The 16478-nt window shown below is 67.3% G+C and carries 15 protein-coding genes and 3 tRNA genes; 10 read left to right on the top strand and 8 right to left on the bottom strand.

The window, feature by feature from the left end; translation table 11 throughout:
* Nucleotides 1–142 precede the first annotated feature (142 nt).
* The gene (gene rplS / locus AB4059_RS03420; RefSeq protein WP_498976591.1) at nucleotides 143–556 is read left to right on the top strand and encodes a 50S ribosomal protein L19; all 414 of its coding nucleotides are present in this window, start codon (nucleotides 143–145) and stop codon (nucleotides 554–556) included.
* Nucleotides 557–619: 63 nt separating this feature from the next.
* On the top strand, nucleotides 620–1036 hold the full coding sequence (locus AB4059_RS03415; RefSeq protein WP_498976588.1) for an RNA-binding S4 domain-containing protein: 417 nt from the start codon (nucleotides 620–622) through the stop codon (nucleotides 1034–1036).
* A 2-nt stretch (nucleotides 1037–1038) separates the two neighbouring features.
* Here AB4059_RS03415 and mutS read toward each other — a convergent pair whose 3' ends face one another.
* On the bottom strand, nucleotides 1039–3576 hold the full coding sequence (gene mutS / locus AB4059_RS03410; RefSeq protein WP_498977822.1) for a DNA mismatch repair protein MutS: 2538 nt from the start codon (nucleotides 3574–3576) through the stop codon (nucleotides 1039–1041).
* A gap of 191 nt (nucleotides 3577–3767) precedes the next feature.
* Here mutS and AB4059_RS03405 point away from each other — a divergent pair, with 191 nt between their 5' ends.
* From AB4059_RS03405 to AB4059_RS03370, 8 genes are all read left to right on the top strand, one after another.
* Complete coding sequence (locus tag AB4059_RS03405) at nucleotides 3768–4265, top strand: CinA family protein (RefSeq protein ID WP_498976586.1); 498 nt, start codon at nucleotides 3768–3770, stop codon at nucleotides 4263–4265.
* 45 nt (nucleotides 4266–4310) lie between these two features.
* A complete protein-coding gene (gene lexA, locus AB4059_RS03400) occupies nucleotides 4311–4943 on the top strand; it encodes a transcriptional repressor LexA (RefSeq protein WP_498976584.1) in 633 nt (210 codons plus the stop codon).
* A gap of 175 nt (nucleotides 4944–5118) precedes the next feature.
* A complete protein-coding gene (gene recA / locus AB4059_RS03395; protein ID WP_498976582.1) occupies nucleotides 5119–6156 on the top strand; it encodes a recombinase RecA in 1038 nt (345 codons plus the stop codon).
* 67 nt (nucleotides 6157–6223) lie between these two features.
* Nucleotides 6224–6736 (top strand): recombination regulator RecX, encoded by a 513-nt coding sequence (gene recX / locus AB4059_RS03390; RefSeq protein WP_498976580.1) that lies wholly within the window; start codon nucleotides 6224–6226, stop codon nucleotides 6734–6736.
* A gap of 176 nt (nucleotides 6737–6912) precedes the next feature.
* On the top strand, nucleotides 6913–9579 hold the full coding sequence (alaS, locus tag AB4059_RS03385; RefSeq protein ID WP_498976578.1) for an alanine--tRNA ligase: 2667 nt from the start codon (nucleotides 6913–6915) through the stop codon (nucleotides 9577–9579).
* Nucleotides 9580–9749: 170 nt separating this feature from the next.
* Nucleotides 9750–9959: a carbon storage regulator CsrA gene (csrA, locus tag AB4059_RS03380; protein WP_498961840.1), complete on the top strand. Its 210-nt coding sequence runs from the start codon at nucleotides 9750–9752 to the stop codon at nucleotides 9957–9959.
* Between the two features lie 23 nt (nucleotides 9960–9982).
* Nucleotides 9983–10075 (top strand) — tRNA-Ser (locus AB4059_RS03375).
* Between the two features lie 85 nt (nucleotides 10076–10160).
* A tRNA-Arg gene (locus tag AB4059_RS03370) sits at nucleotides 10161–10237 on the top strand.
* A gap of 162 nt (nucleotides 10238–10399) precedes the next feature.
* Here the strand turns inward: AB4059_RS03370 and AB4059_RS03365 are convergent.
* From AB4059_RS03365 to AB4059_RS03335, 7 genes are all read right to left on the bottom strand, one after another.
* A complete protein-coding gene (locus AB4059_RS03365; protein WP_498977820.1) occupies nucleotides 10400–11269 on the bottom strand; it encodes a DMT family transporter in 870 nt (289 codons plus the stop codon).
* Nucleotides 11270–11316: 47 nt separating this feature from the next.
* On the bottom strand, nucleotides 11317–12369 hold the full coding sequence (gene murB / locus AB4059_RS03360) for a UDP-N-acetylmuramate dehydrogenase (RefSeq protein ID WP_498976576.1): 1053 nt from the start codon (nucleotides 12367–12369) through the stop codon (nucleotides 11317–11319).
* Nucleotides 12362–13417, bottom strand: a complete 1056-nt coding sequence (locus tag AB4059_RS03355; protein ID WP_498976574.1) for a quinone-dependent dihydroorotate dehydrogenase — start codon at nucleotides 13415–13417, stop codon at nucleotides 12362–12364. Before AB4059_RS03355 ends, murB begins: the two co-directional genes overlap by 8 nt.
* Nucleotides 13418–13436: 19 nt before the next feature.
* A complete protein-coding gene (gene amaB / locus AB4059_RS03350) occupies nucleotides 13437–14966 on the bottom strand; it encodes an L-piperidine-6-carboxylate dehydrogenase (RefSeq protein WP_498976572.1) in 1530 nt (509 codons plus the stop codon).
* 22 nt (nucleotides 14967–14988) lie between these two features.
* Nucleotides 14989–15062, bottom strand: a tRNA-Arg gene (locus tag AB4059_RS03345).
* 44 nt (nucleotides 15063–15106) lie between these two features.
* On the bottom strand, nucleotides 15107–15865 hold the full coding sequence (locus tag AB4059_RS03340) for an anti-sigma factor (protein WP_498976570.1): 759 nt from the start codon (nucleotides 15863–15865) through the stop codon (nucleotides 15107–15109).
* Nucleotides 15862–16452, bottom strand: a complete 591-nt coding sequence (locus AB4059_RS03335; RefSeq protein ID WP_498976568.1) for a sigma-70 family RNA polymerase sigma factor — start codon at nucleotides 16450–16452, stop codon at nucleotides 15862–15864. The genes AB4059_RS03340 and AB4059_RS03335 overlap by 4 nt, the downstream gene beginning before the upstream one ends.
* Nucleotides 16453–16478: the final 26 nt, after the last annotated feature.

Genomic DNA, 16478 nt, shown 5'->3' with positions numbered 1-16478 from the left:
GGCTTCTCAAAAGAAAAGCTGGCATTGGGCCCCAATGGCCCGCTAGAATGTGCGGCTTCGCTCCAACAGCCCCGGTACCGGCCCTCCGCTGGTGCCCGATAACAAGCGTCGCGCAGCTGCGCGAACACCAACAGGCCGTCCCATGAACAAGCCCTCGCTCAATACGCTGCTGCAGAACTTCGAAACCGACCAGATCCAGCGCCAGCTGCCCGATTTCGGCCCCGGCGACACCGTCGTGGTGAACGTCAAGGTCAAGGAAGGCAACCGCGAACGCATCCAGGCCTATGAAGGCGTGGTCATCGGCAAGAAGAACGCCGGCCTGAACTCCGCTTTCACCGTGCGCAAGATCTCGCACGGCTACGGCGTCGAGCGCGTGTTCCAGACCCACAGCGCCGCCATCGACTCGGTCGAAGTCAAGCGCCGCGGCGACGTCCGCTCGGGCAAGCTGTATTACCTCCGTGGCCTGGAAGGCAAGGCTGCGCGCATCAAGGAAGACCTGGCCGGCAACGCGAAGGCCAAGGCCGCTGCGGCCGCCGCCGCTGCTGCCCAGCAGTAAGCTTCCCCGCACGATGCACCCGAAACGACCGCCTTTTGGCGGTCGTTTTGTTTATATAGACCCGTGACGACCGAACACACCGCCACCGCGCCGCAACCCGGCGTCCGCATCGACGTCTGGCTTTGGGCCGCGCGCTTCTACAAGACGCGCAGCCTGGCCAAGCAGGCCATCGAGAACGGCAAGGTCGAGATCGCCGGACAACGGGCGAAAGCCTCGCGGCAAGTGCACGTCGACGAAGCGATGACGATCGTGCGCGGCGAGGAACGCTTCGAGATCCACGTGCGCGGTTTGTCCGATACGCGCGGGCCGGCGAAGGTCGCGCAGGCCTTGTACGAAGAAAGCGTTCAATCGCGCGAACGCCGCGCGGCCGAACGTGCAACGCGCGCGGCCGAACGCGCCGGTTACAAGGCGCCGGAAACCAAACCCGACAAGCGCGCGCGACGTTTGATCCGCGCGCTCGGCGACATCGACGCGTTGTAGCCTTACACCAGCCCCTTCAACCGATACAGCGCTTCCAGCGCCTGCCGCGGCGTGAGCTCGTCCGGTTCGATTCCCGCCAGGGCTTCCAGCGCCGCCGACGAAGGCGCGAACAAACCGAACTGCTGCGGCGATTCCAGCGCTTCGACCGTTAGCGGCATCGTCGGCGCGTCGCGTCCCTGTTGTTCGAGTTCCGCCAAGCGCCCGCGCGCCTGCCGCACCACCGACTTGGGCAAGCCCGCGAGCGCGGCGACCTGCAAACCGAAACTGCGATTGGCCGGCCCGTCCTTGACCGCGTGCATGAAGACCAGCGTGTCGCCATGTTCGACGGCGTCGAGGTGCACGTTGGCGATGCCGCTCCCCGGTTCGGCGAGTGCGGTCAGTTCGAAGTAATGCGTCGCGAACAAGGTGTAGCTGCGATTGACCGCCGCCAGATGGCGCGCGCACGCATCGGCCAACGCGAGGCCGTCGTAGGTCGACGTCCCGCGCCCGATTTCGTCCATCAGCACCAGCGACTCGCTCGTCGCGTGGTGGAGGATGTAGCTGGTCTCCGCCATTTCGACCATGAAGGTCGACTGCCCGCGCGCGAGGTCGTCGCCGGCGCCGATGCGCGTGAGGATGCGGTCGATCGGCCCGATCTGCGCGCGCGATGCCGGCACGAAGCTGCCGATGTGCGCGAGCAGCACGATCAACGCGTTCTGCCGCATGTACGTGGACTTGCCGCCCATGTTCGGTCCGGTGATCACGCGCATGCGCACCGCGTCGTCGAACACCAGGTCGTTGGGTTCGAACGGTTCGTTGCGCACCGCTTCGACCACCGGATGGCGGCCGCGTTCGATGCACAGGCCCGGTGCGTCGCGCAGTTCCGGGCGCGACCAGTCCAGCACCTGCGCGCGGTCGGCGAAACACGCGAGCACGTCGAGTTCGGACAATGCCGAAGCGCAACGCTTGAGCGCTTCCAGGTCCTGGTTCAAGGCATCGAGCAAGCCTTCGTACAACAGCTTCTCGCGCGCGAGCGAACGTTCGCGCGCGGAGAGCACCTTGTCCTCGAATTGCTTGAGTTCCTCGGTGATGTAGCGCTCGGCGCCGGTCAGCGTCTGGCGGCGCGTGTAGTGCGTCGGCGCCTTGTCGGCCTGGCCCTTGCTGATCTCGATGAAATAACCGTGGACGCGGTTGTAGCCGACCTTCAGCGTCGCGATGCCGCTGGCGGCGCGCTCGCGGGCTTCGAGGTCGACGAGGAATTGATCGGCGTTCGTCGACAGGCGCCGCAGTTCGTCGAGTTCGGCGTCGTAGCCTTCGGCGAAGATGCCGCCGTCGCGTGCGAGCACCGGCGGTTGCGGGACGATCGCCGAAGCGAGCAGGGCCGCATGCGCGGCGTGCTCGCCCAGCGCGTCGGCGAGTGCCTGCAGACGCGGGGAATCCAGCGGCGCGAGGACGCCGCGGACGTCGGGCAGCAGGTTCAGGCCGTCGCGCAAGGTCGACAGGTCGCGCGGGCGCGCACTGCGCAGCGCCACGCGCGTCAGGATGCGTTCGAGGTCGCCGAGTGCGCGGAAGCGTTCGCGCAGGGCAACATCGCCGCGCTGGTCGATCAGCGTCGCGACCGCGTGGTGGCGCTCGCCGACGATGCGCCGGTCGCGCAGGGGACGATGCAGCCAGCGGCGCAACAGGCGGCCACCCATCGGCGTGATCGTCGAATCCAGCACGCCGAGCAGGGTGGTGCGCACGTCGCCGTCGACGCGCGTATCCAGTTCCAGATGTCGGCGCGTGGCGGCGTTCATCGCGATCGCGCCGTCGCTGGCTTCCAGCGCGATCGACGACAGGTGCGGCAGTCGTTGCTTCTGCGTTTCCTCTACGTAACCCAGCAGCGCGCCGGCGGCGGCGATCGCGCGCGGACGGTCTTCGATGCCGAAGCCGGTGAGGTCGTGCAGGCCGAAGAATTGCAGGAGTTGTCGGCGGCCGCTGTCGGCGTCGAACAACCACGGTGGGCGGCGTCGCACGCCGGTGCGCGCCAGGAGCGAAGCGGGGACGCCGTCTTCGTCGGGCACGAGGACTTCGGCCGGTTCGAGGCGCGCGATTTCCGCGTCGAGCGCGTCGTCGCCGTCGACTTCGTTGACCAGGAAGCGGCCGCTCGACAGATCCATCCAGGCAAGCCCGTAACCGCGCTTGTCGCGCGAGAGGGCGAGCAGGAGCGTGTCGCGGCGTTCGGACAACAAGGCTTCGTCGGTGACTGTGCCCGGCGTGACGATGCGGACGACCTTGCGTTCGACCAGGCCCTTCGACGTGGCCGGATCGCCGATCTGTTCGCAGATCGCGACCGACTCGCCCAATGCGACCAGCCGCGCGAGATAGCCCTCGTACGCATGCACCGGCACGCCCGCCATCGGGATCGGCTGGCCCGCGGACGAACCGCGCTGGGTCAGCGTGATGTCGAGCAGGCGCGCGGCCTTGCGTGCGTCGTCGAAGAACAGTTCGTAGAAGTCGCCCATGCGGAAGAACAGCAGCACGTCCGGGTGCTCCGCCTTGGCGGCGAAGAACTGGCGCATGAGCGGCGTATGGGCGTCGTTGCGCGCGGCGGCGCGCGGGTCGATCGATTCGTGGAGGGACACGGCGTCGGGCAGGGCGGGATGCCACCGCAGTATGACAGCGCGCCGTCGGACAGCGGCATCGGGCGCACGATCCCTGCGCGCGTCGCCGAATTGCGCTACAAGACGCGACTTCCCCCACGGCCGCCCCGATGACCGTCCCCGACGACCGCGCGCTGCACGCGCTTTCGCAAGATCTCGGCGAGCGCCTGCGCGCCGCACGCCACCGCCTGGTCACCGCGGAGAGCTGCACCGGCGGCTGGATCGCAAAGGCGGTGACCGACATCGCCGGTTCGTCGGATTGGTTCGACTGCGGCCTGGCTGCCTACAGTTACGAGGCCAAGCAGGGGTTGCTCGGCGTGCGACCCGAGACACTCGAGCGCTTCGGCGCCGTGAGCCGCGAGACCGTGATCGAAATGGTGTCCGGTGCGCTCGTGACCTCGGGCGCGACGCTCGCCGTGGCCGTGACGGGGATCGCGGGGCCGGGCGGTGCCACGCCCGGCAAGCCGGTCGGCACCGTGTGGCTGGCCTGGAAACGCCGGGGCGGCTACCCGAAGGCCGAGGTCTTCCACTTCGACGGCGATCGCGAGGCGGTGCGGCGGCAGACCGTCGAAGCCGCGCTCCAGGGCTTGGGCGCACTGCTGGATTGAGAAAGTGTTGACGGCCACCCGTGGTTAGCAGTAATACTACTAACCATGGACCTGACCGATACGCAGCAAGCCATCCTCGCCCTGATCGCCGAGCGCATCGAGCGCGACGGGCTCCCGCCGTCCCAGACGGAGATCGCCCACGCCTGCGGCTTCAAGGGCGTGCGCGCGGCGCAGTATCACCTCGAGGCGCTCGAGCAGGCAGGCGCCATCCAGCGCATCCCGGGCGTGGCGCGCGGCATCCGCATCGTCGATGCGGGCCATGCCAGGTCGGCCATGCCCGCCGCCAACGAGGACATGCTCCGGCTGCCGGTGCTCGGCCGCGTTGCCGCGGGCGTGCCCATCGGCGCGGATGTCGGCGGCGACAGCTATGTGTTGCTGGATCGCGTGTTCTTCTCGCCCACGCCCAACTACCTGCTGAAGGTGAAGGGCGATTCGATGATCGACGAAGGCATCTTCGACGGCGACCTGATCGGCGTGCATCGCACGCGCGACGCGCGCTCGGGCCAAATCGTGGTCGCGCGCGTGGACGACGCGATCACCGTCAAGCTCCTCAAGCTCTCGGCCGATCGCATCCGCCTGTTGCCCCGCAATCCGGACTACGCACCCATCGAAGTGCAGCCCGGCCAGGATTTCGAGATCGAAGGCCTGTACTGCGGCCTGGTGCGACCCAATCGATGACCCCCATGACAGCTTCGTATCGGTGTTTTCCTGACACGCGCGCGCGGCATTCCCTGATACCGCTGACCAGCGCGAAGGAAAAAAATACCAACCCATGCGAACTCGTCTCAATCCGCGCGACCGCCGCTCCGTAACGTCGCCGCCAACGCAAAGCCATCCCAAACAGGACACGACCATGGACGAGAACAAGAAGCGCGCCCTATCCGCCGCCCTCGGGCAGATCGAGAAGCAGTTCGGCAAGGGCTCGGTCATGCGCATGGGCGACAAGGCCGTGGAGCCGGCGGAAGTCATCGGCACCGGCTCGCTCATGCTCGACATCGCGCTCGGCATCGGCGGCCTGCCCAAGGGGCGCGTCGTCGAAATCTATGGTCCGGAATCCTCCGGTAAAACCACGCTGACGCTGCAGACCATCGCGCAGTGCCAGAAGGCCGGCGGCACCGCGGCCTTCATCGACGCCGAGCACGCGCTGGATCCGATCTACGCGCAGAAGCTGGGCGTCAACATCGACGACATGCTCGTCTCGCAGCCCGACACCGGCGAACAGGCCCTGGAAATCGCCGACATGCTCGTGCGGTCCGGTGCGGTGGACATGGTGGTCGTCGACTCCGTCGCCGCGCTCACGCCGAAGGCCGAAATCGAAGGCGAAATGGGCGACCAGTTGCCCGGTCTCCAGGCGCGCCTCATGAGCCAGGCGCTGCGCAAGCTCACCGGCAACATCAAGCGCAGCAACTGCATGGTCATCTTCATCAACCAGTTGCGCATGAAGATCGGCGTGATGATGCCGGGCCAGAGCCCGGAAGTGACCACCGGCGGCAACGCGCTGAAGTTCTATGCCTCCGTGCGCCTGGATATCCGTCGCATCGGTTCGGTGAAGAAGGGCGACGAAATCATCGGTAACGAAACGCGCATCAAGGTCGTCAAGAACAAGATGGCGCCGCCGTTCAAGCAGGTCATCACCGAAATCCTCTACGGCGAAGGCATCAGCCGCGAAGGCGAGCTGATCGAAATGGGCGTCAACGCCAAGCTCGTGGAGAAGTCGGGTGCCTGGTACAGCGCGTACGACGAGCGCATCGGCCAGGGCAAGGAGAACGCCCGCCAGTTCCTCAAGGACAATCCGCAGATCGCCGTCCGCCTGGAATCGGAACTGCGCGCGAAACTCGCGCCGGCACCGGACGCACCGCGCGATGCAACGGAAAGCAGCGCCGAAGCCTGACCCATCGTCCTCCCCGCTGGCTATGGGATGGCGCAGCGGGGAGGACGATCGGGTCTCCGATGAGGGCGTGTCGGTCGGCGGCACGTCGGGTGCGGGCAGCGATTCGCCCGCGCCAAAACCGCGTCGAAAGAGACCCGAACCCACACCGGCGCAGCGCGCGCTCGGCTTGCTGGTTCGTCGCGAACACTCTCGCGTCGAACTGACCCGCAAGCTCACCGCGCGCGGTGTCGAACGCGAAGACGCGGTCGCCGCCATCGACAAGCTCGAGGCGGCTGGCTGGCAAAACGACGCGCGTTTCGCCGAACTCCTGGTGCGCAGCCGTGCGGCCACCGGCTACGGGCCGGTCCGCATCCGCGCGGAGCTCGGCATGCATTCCCTGGGCCGCGAGGCCGTCGCCACCGCCATGGAAACGGCAGAGGTGGATTGGGAGGCGCACGCACGCGACCTCGTGCGCCGCCGCTTCGGCGAGGACCTCGCGGGCGACCGCGACCGCCAGCGCAAGGCGGCCGATTGGCTCCTGCGTCGAGGTTTCACCGGCGCGCACGTGCGCGCGGCCACGCGATTCGATCCTGAAGACTGAGGCGCGCCGGCGCGGTTGAATCCCCGGCGCACGGCCCATACGCCTGCGGACACTGCTGCGCACGGCCTGATACGCTTGGCGCCTTCGGGAGCGCCGCTTCCGCGAGCGCCGGTCCGGCCACGCGGGGGCAGGTGCGTCCGCCGGAAACGTCCCGGCCCCTTTCCCCCGGTTGCCTCATGAATTCGCCAAACGCCATCCGCACCACCGATCAGATCCGGTCCGATTTCCTCGCGTTCTTCCGCTCCAAGGGGCACACCGTCGTTCCGTCCAGCCCGCTGGTTCCGGGCAACGACCCCACGCTGCTGTTCACCAACGCGGGCATGGTGCAGTTCAAGGACGTCTTCCTCGGCGCTGAGAAGCGCAGCTACACGCGCGCGACCAGTTCGCAGCGCTGCGTGCGCGCCGGCGGCAAGCACAACGATCTCGACCAGGTCGGCTACACCGCGCGCCACCACACCTTCTTCGAAATGCTGGGCAACTTCAGCTTCGGCGATTACTTCAAGCGCGACGCGATCGCGTGGGCGTGGGAGTTGCTGACCCAGGTGTGGAAGCTGCCGCCCGAGCGCCTGCTCGTGACGATCTACCACACCGACGACGAAGCCTTCGACATCTGGAACACGGTCGTCGGCCTGCCGCCCGATCGCATCATCCGCATCGGCGACAACAAGGGCGCGCCTTACGCGTCGGACAACTTCTGGCAGATGGCCGACACCGGCCCCTGTGGCCCGTGCACGGAAATCTTCTACGACCACGGCGCGCACATCCCCGGTGGCCCGCCGGGTTCGCCCGATGAAGACGGCGATCGTTACATCGAAATCTGGAACAACGTTTTCATGCAGTTCGATCGCCAGCCCGACGGCACGCTCGTGCCACTGCCGGCGCCCTGCGTGGATACGGGCATGGGCCTGGAACGCCTCGCGGCCGTGTTGCAACACGTGCACAGCAACTACGAGATCGACCTGTTCCAGCACCTGATCCACGCCGCGGCGGAGATCACGCACACCGCCGATCTCGAACACAAGTCGCTGCGCGTGATCGCCGACCACATCCGCGCGTGCAGCTTCCTCATCGTCGACGGTGTGTTGCCTTCGAACGAAGGCCGCGGCTACGTGCTTCGCCGCATCATCCGTCGTGCCGTCCGCCATTTCTGGAAGCTCGGCGCGCTGCAGGCCGATGGCGCGTTCTGGCGCATGGTCGCGCCGTTGTGCGAAGCGATGGGCGCGGCGTATCCGGAACTGATCGCCAAGCGCGATCTGGTCGAACGCTCGCTCAAGGCCGAAGAAGCCGCGTTCGCGCAGACGCTCGATGCGGGCATGCAGCGCCTGGAGGGCTACCTGCATCAATCCGACGGCGCGCTCACGGGCGAACAGGTCTTCCAGTTGCACGACACCTACGGCTGCCCGCCGGATCTGATCGCCGACATCCTGCGCGAGAAGGGCATGACGCTGCCTGCGCAAACGACGGCCGAGTACGAACGCCTGATGGAGCAGCAGCGCGAACGCGCGCGCGCCGCGGGCAAGTTCGGCGGCGGCATCGCCTTGCCGGGCGAATTGATCGCGCAGCTCTCGCCGACGCAGTTCGAAGGCTACGACCACACCGAAGAAGACGGTCTTCTCGTGCAGGCCATCGTGCGCGACGGACGTCCGGTCGACGCGCTGCGCGCGGGCGAAGAAGCGGTGATCGTGCTCGATCGCACGCCGTTCTATGCCGAGAGCGGTGGCCAGGTTGGCGACACGGGCCAACTCGCGTCTGCGAACGCGCGCTTCGACGTGCGCGACACGCTCAAGCTCGCGGGCCAATTCCACGGCCACGTGGGCACGCTCTCCGCGGGCGAAGTGAAGGTCGGCGACCGCATCAGCGGCAGCATCGACACCCAGCGCCGCGCCGCCACCGTCCTCAACCACAGCGCGACGCACTTGCTGCACGCGGCGCTGCGCACCGTGCTCGGCACGCATGTCACGCAGAAGGGCTCGCTGGTCGCGCCCGATCGCCTGCGCTTCGACTTCTCGCATTTCCAGCCGGTCACCGCGCAGGAGCTGGCGACGATCGAGCGCATGGTCAACGCGGAAATCCGCGGCAACCACGCGGCCGACATCCACCACATGGGGATGCAGGAAGCGCTGGATTTCGGCGCGATGGCGCTGTTCGGCGAAAAATACGGCGAGCGCGTGCGCGTGCTGCGCATGGGCGAGACCTCCACCGAGTTGTGCGGCGGCACGCATGTCTCACGCACCGGCGACATCGGGCTGTTCAAGATCGTCTCCGAAGGGGGCGTGTCCGCCGGCGTTCGCCGCATCGAAGCGGTGACCGGGCAGGGGGCGCTCGACTACGTCACGGACGAGGAGCGCCGCTTGAACGACGCCGCCAGGCTGCTGGGTGGAAACGCCAGCGATGTGAACGAAAAACTCCGCGCACTGCTCGATCGGCAAAAGAAGCTGGAGCGCGAACTCGAACAAATGAAGGCGAAGGCCGCGTCGGGTGCGACGTCGGACCTCGCCGGCGGCGCCGTGGACGTGAACGGCACGCGCGTGCTCGCCGTGCGCCTGGAAGGCTTCGATGCCAAGGCGCTGCGCGATGCGATGGATCGTTTGAAACAACAGCTCGGCGACGCGGTGATCGTCCTGGCCGGTGCGAGCGAAGGCAAGGCCGCGCTGGTCGCGGGCGTGAGCGGTTCGGCGGCCGGAAAGGTCAAGGCCGGGGAACTGCTGGCGCATGTCGCGAGTCGTATCAACGGCAAGGGTGGTGGGCGTCCGGACCTCGCGCAGGGCGGGGGCGACGACGGCCCTGCATTGCAAGCGGCGTTGGAGGCGGTTCCGCAGTGGGTGGCCGAGCGCCTACACTGATTGAACGGGCCCCGGCGTCTGTTTCCGGGGTGCATGACGAGTTGCGGTTGTGGGTGAACGTGGCCCGCGACTATGATCGTTCAGCTTCGAGCACCAATGGATGTGCCCCTCCGCACGGTTTGTGCGGCGGGCTGGCCCAGCGGGATGGCCGCTGGCGAAGGAGACTCAACATGTTGATCCTCACCCGACGCGTCGGCGAAACACTCATGATCGGCGACTCGGTCACCGTCACGGTGCTGGGCGTCAAGGGCAACCAGGTCCGCATCGGCATTACTGCGCCGAAGGACGTCGCCGTGCATCGCGAAGAGATTTACCAGCGCATCCAGCGCGGCGAAGAACCGGGCGATCCGGGCAAGACGGGTTTGCCGGACGCAGGCTGAATCTGTAGACTTCGCCGCTCTCCGGAGACGTGCCCGAGAGGCCGAAGGGGCTCCCCTGCTAAGGGAGTATGGGGTCAAAAGCTCCATCGAGGGTTCGAATCCCTCCGTCTCCGCCAGTTGCAACGGGTCACGCGTTGCAACGATGGAAAAGAAAAAAATTCGTTGACGAAGCAGCGACACGTTCTTCATAATTCCGCTCCTGCGCCCGTAGCTCAGCTGGATAGAGCACCAGGCTACGAACTTGGTGGTCGGGAGTTCGAATCTCTCCGGGCGCGCCATCCAAATAAAAAGGCCGATGCTTGAACGCATCGGCCTTTTTATTTGCTGGCGCTAAAGCGCGTCATGCCAATTTCCCCGCGCTGTCGCGCGCGCCCTTTTACTAAAAGGGGGCTCTTCCACCAGAGGGATTCGTCGCGGGGCTTCGCTTCGCTCGCCTGCCACTATTCGTTGGGCTGCGCTGCTTCTGTGGGAGCGGTGGTTGCGTGTTTGCGCAGCAGCGTTGCTTCGCGGTGTGCGATGTAGACGTTCGCGCCGAAGATGATGCTTGCGCCCAGGACGGTGTAGCGGTCGAGGGCTTCGCCGAAGAGGAGCCAGCCGGCGACGGCAACCACCGGCAATTGCATGAAGCTGATGGGCGTCAGTGCGGAGACGTCGCCGAGTTTCAGGCCGCGGGTCCACAACAGGTGCGCGCTCGTGCCCAGGACGCCGGCGGCGGCGACCCACAGCCACGTGATGCCGTGCGGCCATTCCCACACGAACAAGGCCGGCAGCAGCGACATCGGCACCCACAGGCCCGTCGTGTACAGCACGATGCGGTCGGCCGGTTCGGTGCGCGAGAGTTGCTTGATCTGGATCGCCACCAGCGCGCTCAACACCGCCGCGCTCAGTGCGACCAGCGTGCCCAGGGTGAAGTTCGCGCTGCCGGGGCGCACGATGATGAGCACGCCGATGAAGCCGACCAGCACGGCCGCCCAGCGTCGTGCGCGCACGTGTTCGCCGAGCATCCACACGGCCGCGACGGTGACGAACAGCGGCGTGGAATACGACAGGGAAATCGCCTGCGCGAGCGGCAGGTGGCCGATGGCCCAGAAGCCACAGAACATGCCGAGTACGCCGATCACGCAGCGGAGGATGTAACGGGGGAATTGGGTCGTGCGCAGGATCTGCGTGCCGTGGCGCGCCAGCAGCGGCGTGGCCGCGAGCAGGCCGAAGAAGTTGCGGAAGAAGGCGATCTCGAAGGTGTGCAGCGTCTTCGAGGCCAAACGGATCGCCACCGCCATCAACCCGAAGAGCAGGGCGCTGCCGAGCATCAGCGAAGCCGCGCGCCAGTACCGTGCACCGTGATCGGCCTGGGCGGTCACCAACGTGCGCCGATGATGCGGGGTTCGGGTTCGATCGCCACGCCGAAGCGTTCTTCCACCGACGCGGCGATGCGCCGCGCCAGCGAGAGCAATTCGGCGCCGGTCGCGCGCCCATGGTTGACCAGCACCAGCGCATGCGACGGCGCCACGCCCGCATCGCCTTCGCGGAAGCCCTTCCATCCGCATTGATCGATCAGCCACGCGGCCGAGAGCTTGCGTGAGTCGTCGTCGGCGCCGCGGAACACCGGTGCGTGCGGATGCGCTTCGACAAGCGCTTCGGCCTGCACGAACGGCACGATCGGATTCTTGAAGAAACTGCCCGCGTTGCCGATCACCGCCGGATCCGGCAGCTTGCGGCGGCGAATGCGGCACACCGCTTCGGCGACTTGCGAGGCGCGCGGCGATTCGATGCCCATCGCGGCCAGTTCGTCGCCGACGCCCGCGTAGTCGACCCGCACGCGCGTGGCGCGCGAAAGGCGGAAGTCGACGGCGGTGACGACGTAACGCTCGGGGTCGTGCTTGAACACGCTGTCGCGGTAGGCGAATGCGCAGTCCGCCGCCGTGAGCGAGATCACGCCGCGCGTCGTGCGATCGAAGGCATGCACCGCGTGGATCGCCTCGCGCACTTCCACGCCGTACGCACCGATGTTCTGGATCGGCGCCGCGCCGACCGTGCCGGGAATGAGCGCCAGGTTTTCCAGCCCCGCCAGGCCGTGGCCCAGGGTCCACAAGACGAAGGCGTGCCATTCGACGCCGGCATCGGCGCGCACGATCGCGGTGTCTCCATCGTCCTCGACCAACGCGATCGATTGCGCCGTCAACGCAAGCACCACGCCTTCCGGATCGCCGGCGAACAACAGGTTGCTGCCGCCGCCGAGCACGAGCACCGGCCCGTCGCGCAACATCGCGTAGCCGAACAACTCGGGCAGGGCCTGCGTGTTCGCCACTTCGACCAGCATGGGCGCGCGCGCGGCGACGCCGAAGGTGTTGCGCGCACCGAGCTTCGCGTTCTCCACGATGCGGTACTGCGACGACAGGGACTCACCCATTCGGCGGCAGGTTCCCGCGGCTCGGTGCTTCCTTGCGCCGGCGCAGCGCATCGACGCACTCGCCGATCAACGCCGGCCCGCGATACACCAGGCCCGTGTACATCTGCACGAGCGAGGCGCCCGCGGCCTGCTTGGTCGCCGCATCGGCGCCCGAGAGGATGCCGCCCACGCCGATCATCGGAATGTGCTCGGGCAGGCGCGTGCGCAGGCGGCGCAGCACCAGCGTCGACTTGCCCATCAGCGGCTCGCCCGACAACCCGCCGGCTTCGTTCGAATGCCGCACGCCTTCCATGCCGAAACGGCCGACGGTCGTATTCGTCGCGATGACGCCGTCGACTTCCAGATCGGAGAGCACGCGACCGGCGGCATCGATGTCTTCGTCCGACAGGTCCGGCGCGATCTTGACCAGCATCGGCGCACGCCGCCCGTGCTGCGCGGCCAGGCGTTCCTGCGCTTCGCGCAGGGTGCCGATGAGGCGGCGCAGTTGTTGTTCTTCCTGCAACTCGCGCAGACCCGCGGTGTTGGGCGAGGAAATGTTGACCGTCACGTAATCGGCGACCGGATACACGCGCTCCAGGCAATACAGGTAATCGGTCTCCGCCGAGTCGTTCGGCGTGTCCTTGTTCTTGCCGATGTTGATGCCCAGCACGCCGCGCCGCCGCGCACGTTCGACATTCTTCACCAGCGCATCGACGCCGGTGTTGTTGAAGCCCAGGCGGTTGATCACCGCGCGCTGTTCCGGCAGGCGGAACATGCGCGGTTTCGGATTGCCTTCCTGCGCGCGCGGGGTGGTCGTGCCGATTTCGACGAAACCGAAGCCCAGCGCGAGCAGCGCATCGATGTGCTCGCCGTTCTTGTCCAGGCCCGCGGCCAGGCCGACGGGATTGGGGAACTGCAGCCCGAACACCTTCGTGGGCAGCGGCCTGGGCGCGCGCGACACCAGCGGATTGACGCCGCTGCGATACGCGGCCTCGAGCGCGGCGAGCGTCACGTCATGCGCGCGCTCGGCGCTCAGGCCGAAGAGGAAGGGGCGGGCGAGTCCGTACATCCGTGTCAGTGGCCCGTGGTCACAGGTCGAACTTGATGCCCTGCGCCAGCGGCAGCGCGTCGGAGTAGTTGATCGTGTTCGTCTGGCGGCGCATGTAGGCGCGCCACGCGTCCGAACCCGATTCGCGACCGCCGCCGGTTTCCTTCTCGCCACCGAACGCGCCGCCGATCTCCGCACCCGAGGTGCCGATGTTGACGTTGGCGATGCCGCAGTCCGAACCGGAGGCCGCGAGGAAGCCTTCGGCCGCCTTGAGGTCCTGGGTGAAGATCGCCGACGACAGGCCCTGCGGCACGGCGTTCTGCATCGCGATGGCCTGATCGAGCGTGGAGAACTTCATGACGTACAGGATCGGCGCGAACGTCTCGTGCTGCACGATCGGCGTGTCGTTGGTCAGGCCCGTGATGATCGTCGGCAGCACGAAGTTCCCCTTGCCTTCGATTGCGGAACCACCGGTCTCGACCTTGCCGCCGGCCGCCTTCGCCTTGGCGATGGAATCGAGGTAGGCCTCGACCGCATCGCGGCTGTTGAGGGGCCCCATCAGGTTGGCCGGATCGGTCGGATCGCCGATCTTCTTCTCCACCTGCTTGTACGCGGTGATCAGCTTCGACAGGACATCGTCGTGGATCGATTCGTGCACGATCAGGCGGCGCGTGGTCGTGCAACGCTGGCCCGCGGTGCCCACCGCGCCGAACACGATCGCGGGGATGGCGAGCTTCAGCTCCGCCGACTTGTCGACGATGATCGCGTTGTTGCCGCCCAGTTCCAGCAGGGAGCGGCCCATGCGCTGCGCGACGCGTTCGCCGACCATGCGGCCGACCTTGGTCGAACCGGTGAAGGAGATCAGCGGGATGCGCTTGTCGTCGACGAAGGCCGAGGCCAGGTCGCTGCCCGCATCGTTGAACAGGAAGAAGATGTCGGGGAAGCCGCCCTTCTTCAGCGCTTCGTTGCAGATCTTCATCGCGGCGATCGCAGACAACGGCGTCTTGGGCGAGGGCTTCCAGATCGCGACGTCGCCGCACACCGCTGCGATGAAGCTGTTCCAGGCCCACACCGCGACCGGGAAGTTGAAGGCGCTGATGATTCCCACGATGCCGATCGGATGCCACTGCTCGTACATGCGGTGGCCCGGGCGTTCGGAATGCATCGTCAGGCCGTAGAGCTGGCGCGAGAGGCCGACGGCGAATTCGCCGATGTCGATCATCTCCTGCACTTCGCCGTCGCCCTCGGGCTTGGACTTGCCCATCTCCAACGCGACCAGCGAGCCCAGCGCGTCCTTGTGCACGCGCAGCGCTTCGGCGCACAGGCGGATGGCTTCGCCGCGGCGCGGCGCCGGCGTGGTGCGCCACACCTTGAAGGCCTGCTGCGCACGCTCGACGATGGTGTCGTAGTCGGCCTGCGAGGTCGCATGGACCTTGGCCAGCACGCTGCCGTCGGTGGGGTTCACCGGTTCGATGACGCCCGCGTCCGTGGTCTTGGACCACTCGCCGTTGCCGAGGTAGGTGCCGGATTCGGTCTGGTTGAGGCCGAGCGCTTTGAGGACAGGATGCATCGCGAAACTCCAGAGGGGGGAACGGCCCCGACACGATTCGAACGTGCGACCTGTCCCTTAGGAGGGGACCGCTCTATCCAACTGAGCTACGGGGCCAAAAGGCTGCCGGATTATCGCAGAGGAAACGACCGCGCGGCCCACTACAGGTGGGTCAGCTGCCCCCGGCCGATCACGAATCCCGAGGGTTGGCCCGTCTTCGAGCCGCCCGGTGGCTCCATCGACACCGCGAGGGTCTGGTCGTCGCGCAACAAACGTGCGCGCAGGGCGTTCGGAACGGTCATCGATTGCAGCGGCGCGTCGTTGCCCACGCCCAGCGATTGCGCGGCGCCGTCGCTGGAGACCAGCCACACCTGCGGCACTTCGCCCGGCGACGGATCCTTGACCAGCGGCATCAGCACCAGCGTGCAGGCATCGTCGTCGACGGCGGCCATGTAGGTCGTGCGGCCCTTGCCGTCGCTCATCGTGGTCATCAGGCGCACCGGATGCGGCAGCGCCGAATGCACGGGCGCCGGCACGGCGGTGTCGGGCGTGCGGGGCAGGGCGACGAGCGCGATCACGCACGCGGTGGTCGCGGCCAGGCCGGCCATGCTCGCGCCGCGCCAGAACGCGATGCGATCCCACCAGTGCGTCTGTTCGACATCGGGCTTCGGTGGCGCGTCGATCCCCGAACGTACGCGCACGCGCGACCACAGAGACATCGGCGGCACCACCGGTTCGATTTCCTCCGCGAGCGGCGCCAGGCGCATGCGCCACGCATCGATCGCGCGCGCAAGCTCCGGTTCGCGCGCGATGCGCGCGGCGAAGGCCTCGCGCGCGGCGGTGTCCATCGTGCCGAGCACGTATTCGGCCGCGACGATGTCGTCGCCGCCCGGTCCGTAGATGTCGTCGATCGTGCTCATGATTCCAGACACGTGCGCAATTGGATCAGGCCGCGGCGGATCCAGCTCTTCACCGTGCCGATGGGGGTGTCGGTGCGGCGCGCGAGTTCCTCGTACGTCGCGCCTTCGAAGAAGGCCGTGCGGATCAGCGTGCGCCGCCGTGCTTCGAGTTGGTTGAGGCAGCGATCGAGCTGGCGCGTTTGTCCCGCGTGTTCGGCCAGCGCCGGTGCGGTGGGTGCGCTGTCGCTCACCTCGGAGGCGAATTCGATCGGCACCGTGTTGCGCGCCGTGCCATCGCTGCGCAGGCGATCGACCGCCTTGTTATGCGCGATCATCGCCAGCCACGAAATCGGGCTCGCGATCGACGCGTCGTATTGCGCGGCCTTGCGCCAGATCGCGGCGTAGGCTTCCTGCACCGCGTCTTCGGCTTCGTCGCGATCGGCCAACAGGCGCAGGCACACGCCGAACATCTTCGCGGAGGTCGCGTGGTACAGGCGCTCGAAGGCCTGCGCATCGCCCGCGGCGACGGCGGCGAGCAGCCGTTCCAGGCCGCTTCGGTCCATCGGTGGGTCTGCAGCAGCATTGCGAAGGGCGAGGGTGTCTTCCATGCACGGTTCCACGCGGGGGCGCGGGT

It is taken from the genome of Lysobacter sp. 2RAF19, assembly GCF_052115395.1.
In the GTDB taxonomy this organism is placed as follows: Bacteria; Pseudomonadota; Gammaproteobacteria; order Xanthomonadales; family Xanthomonadaceae; genus Noviluteimonas.
This window is presented reverse-complemented; position numbering and strand designations above follow the sequence as displayed.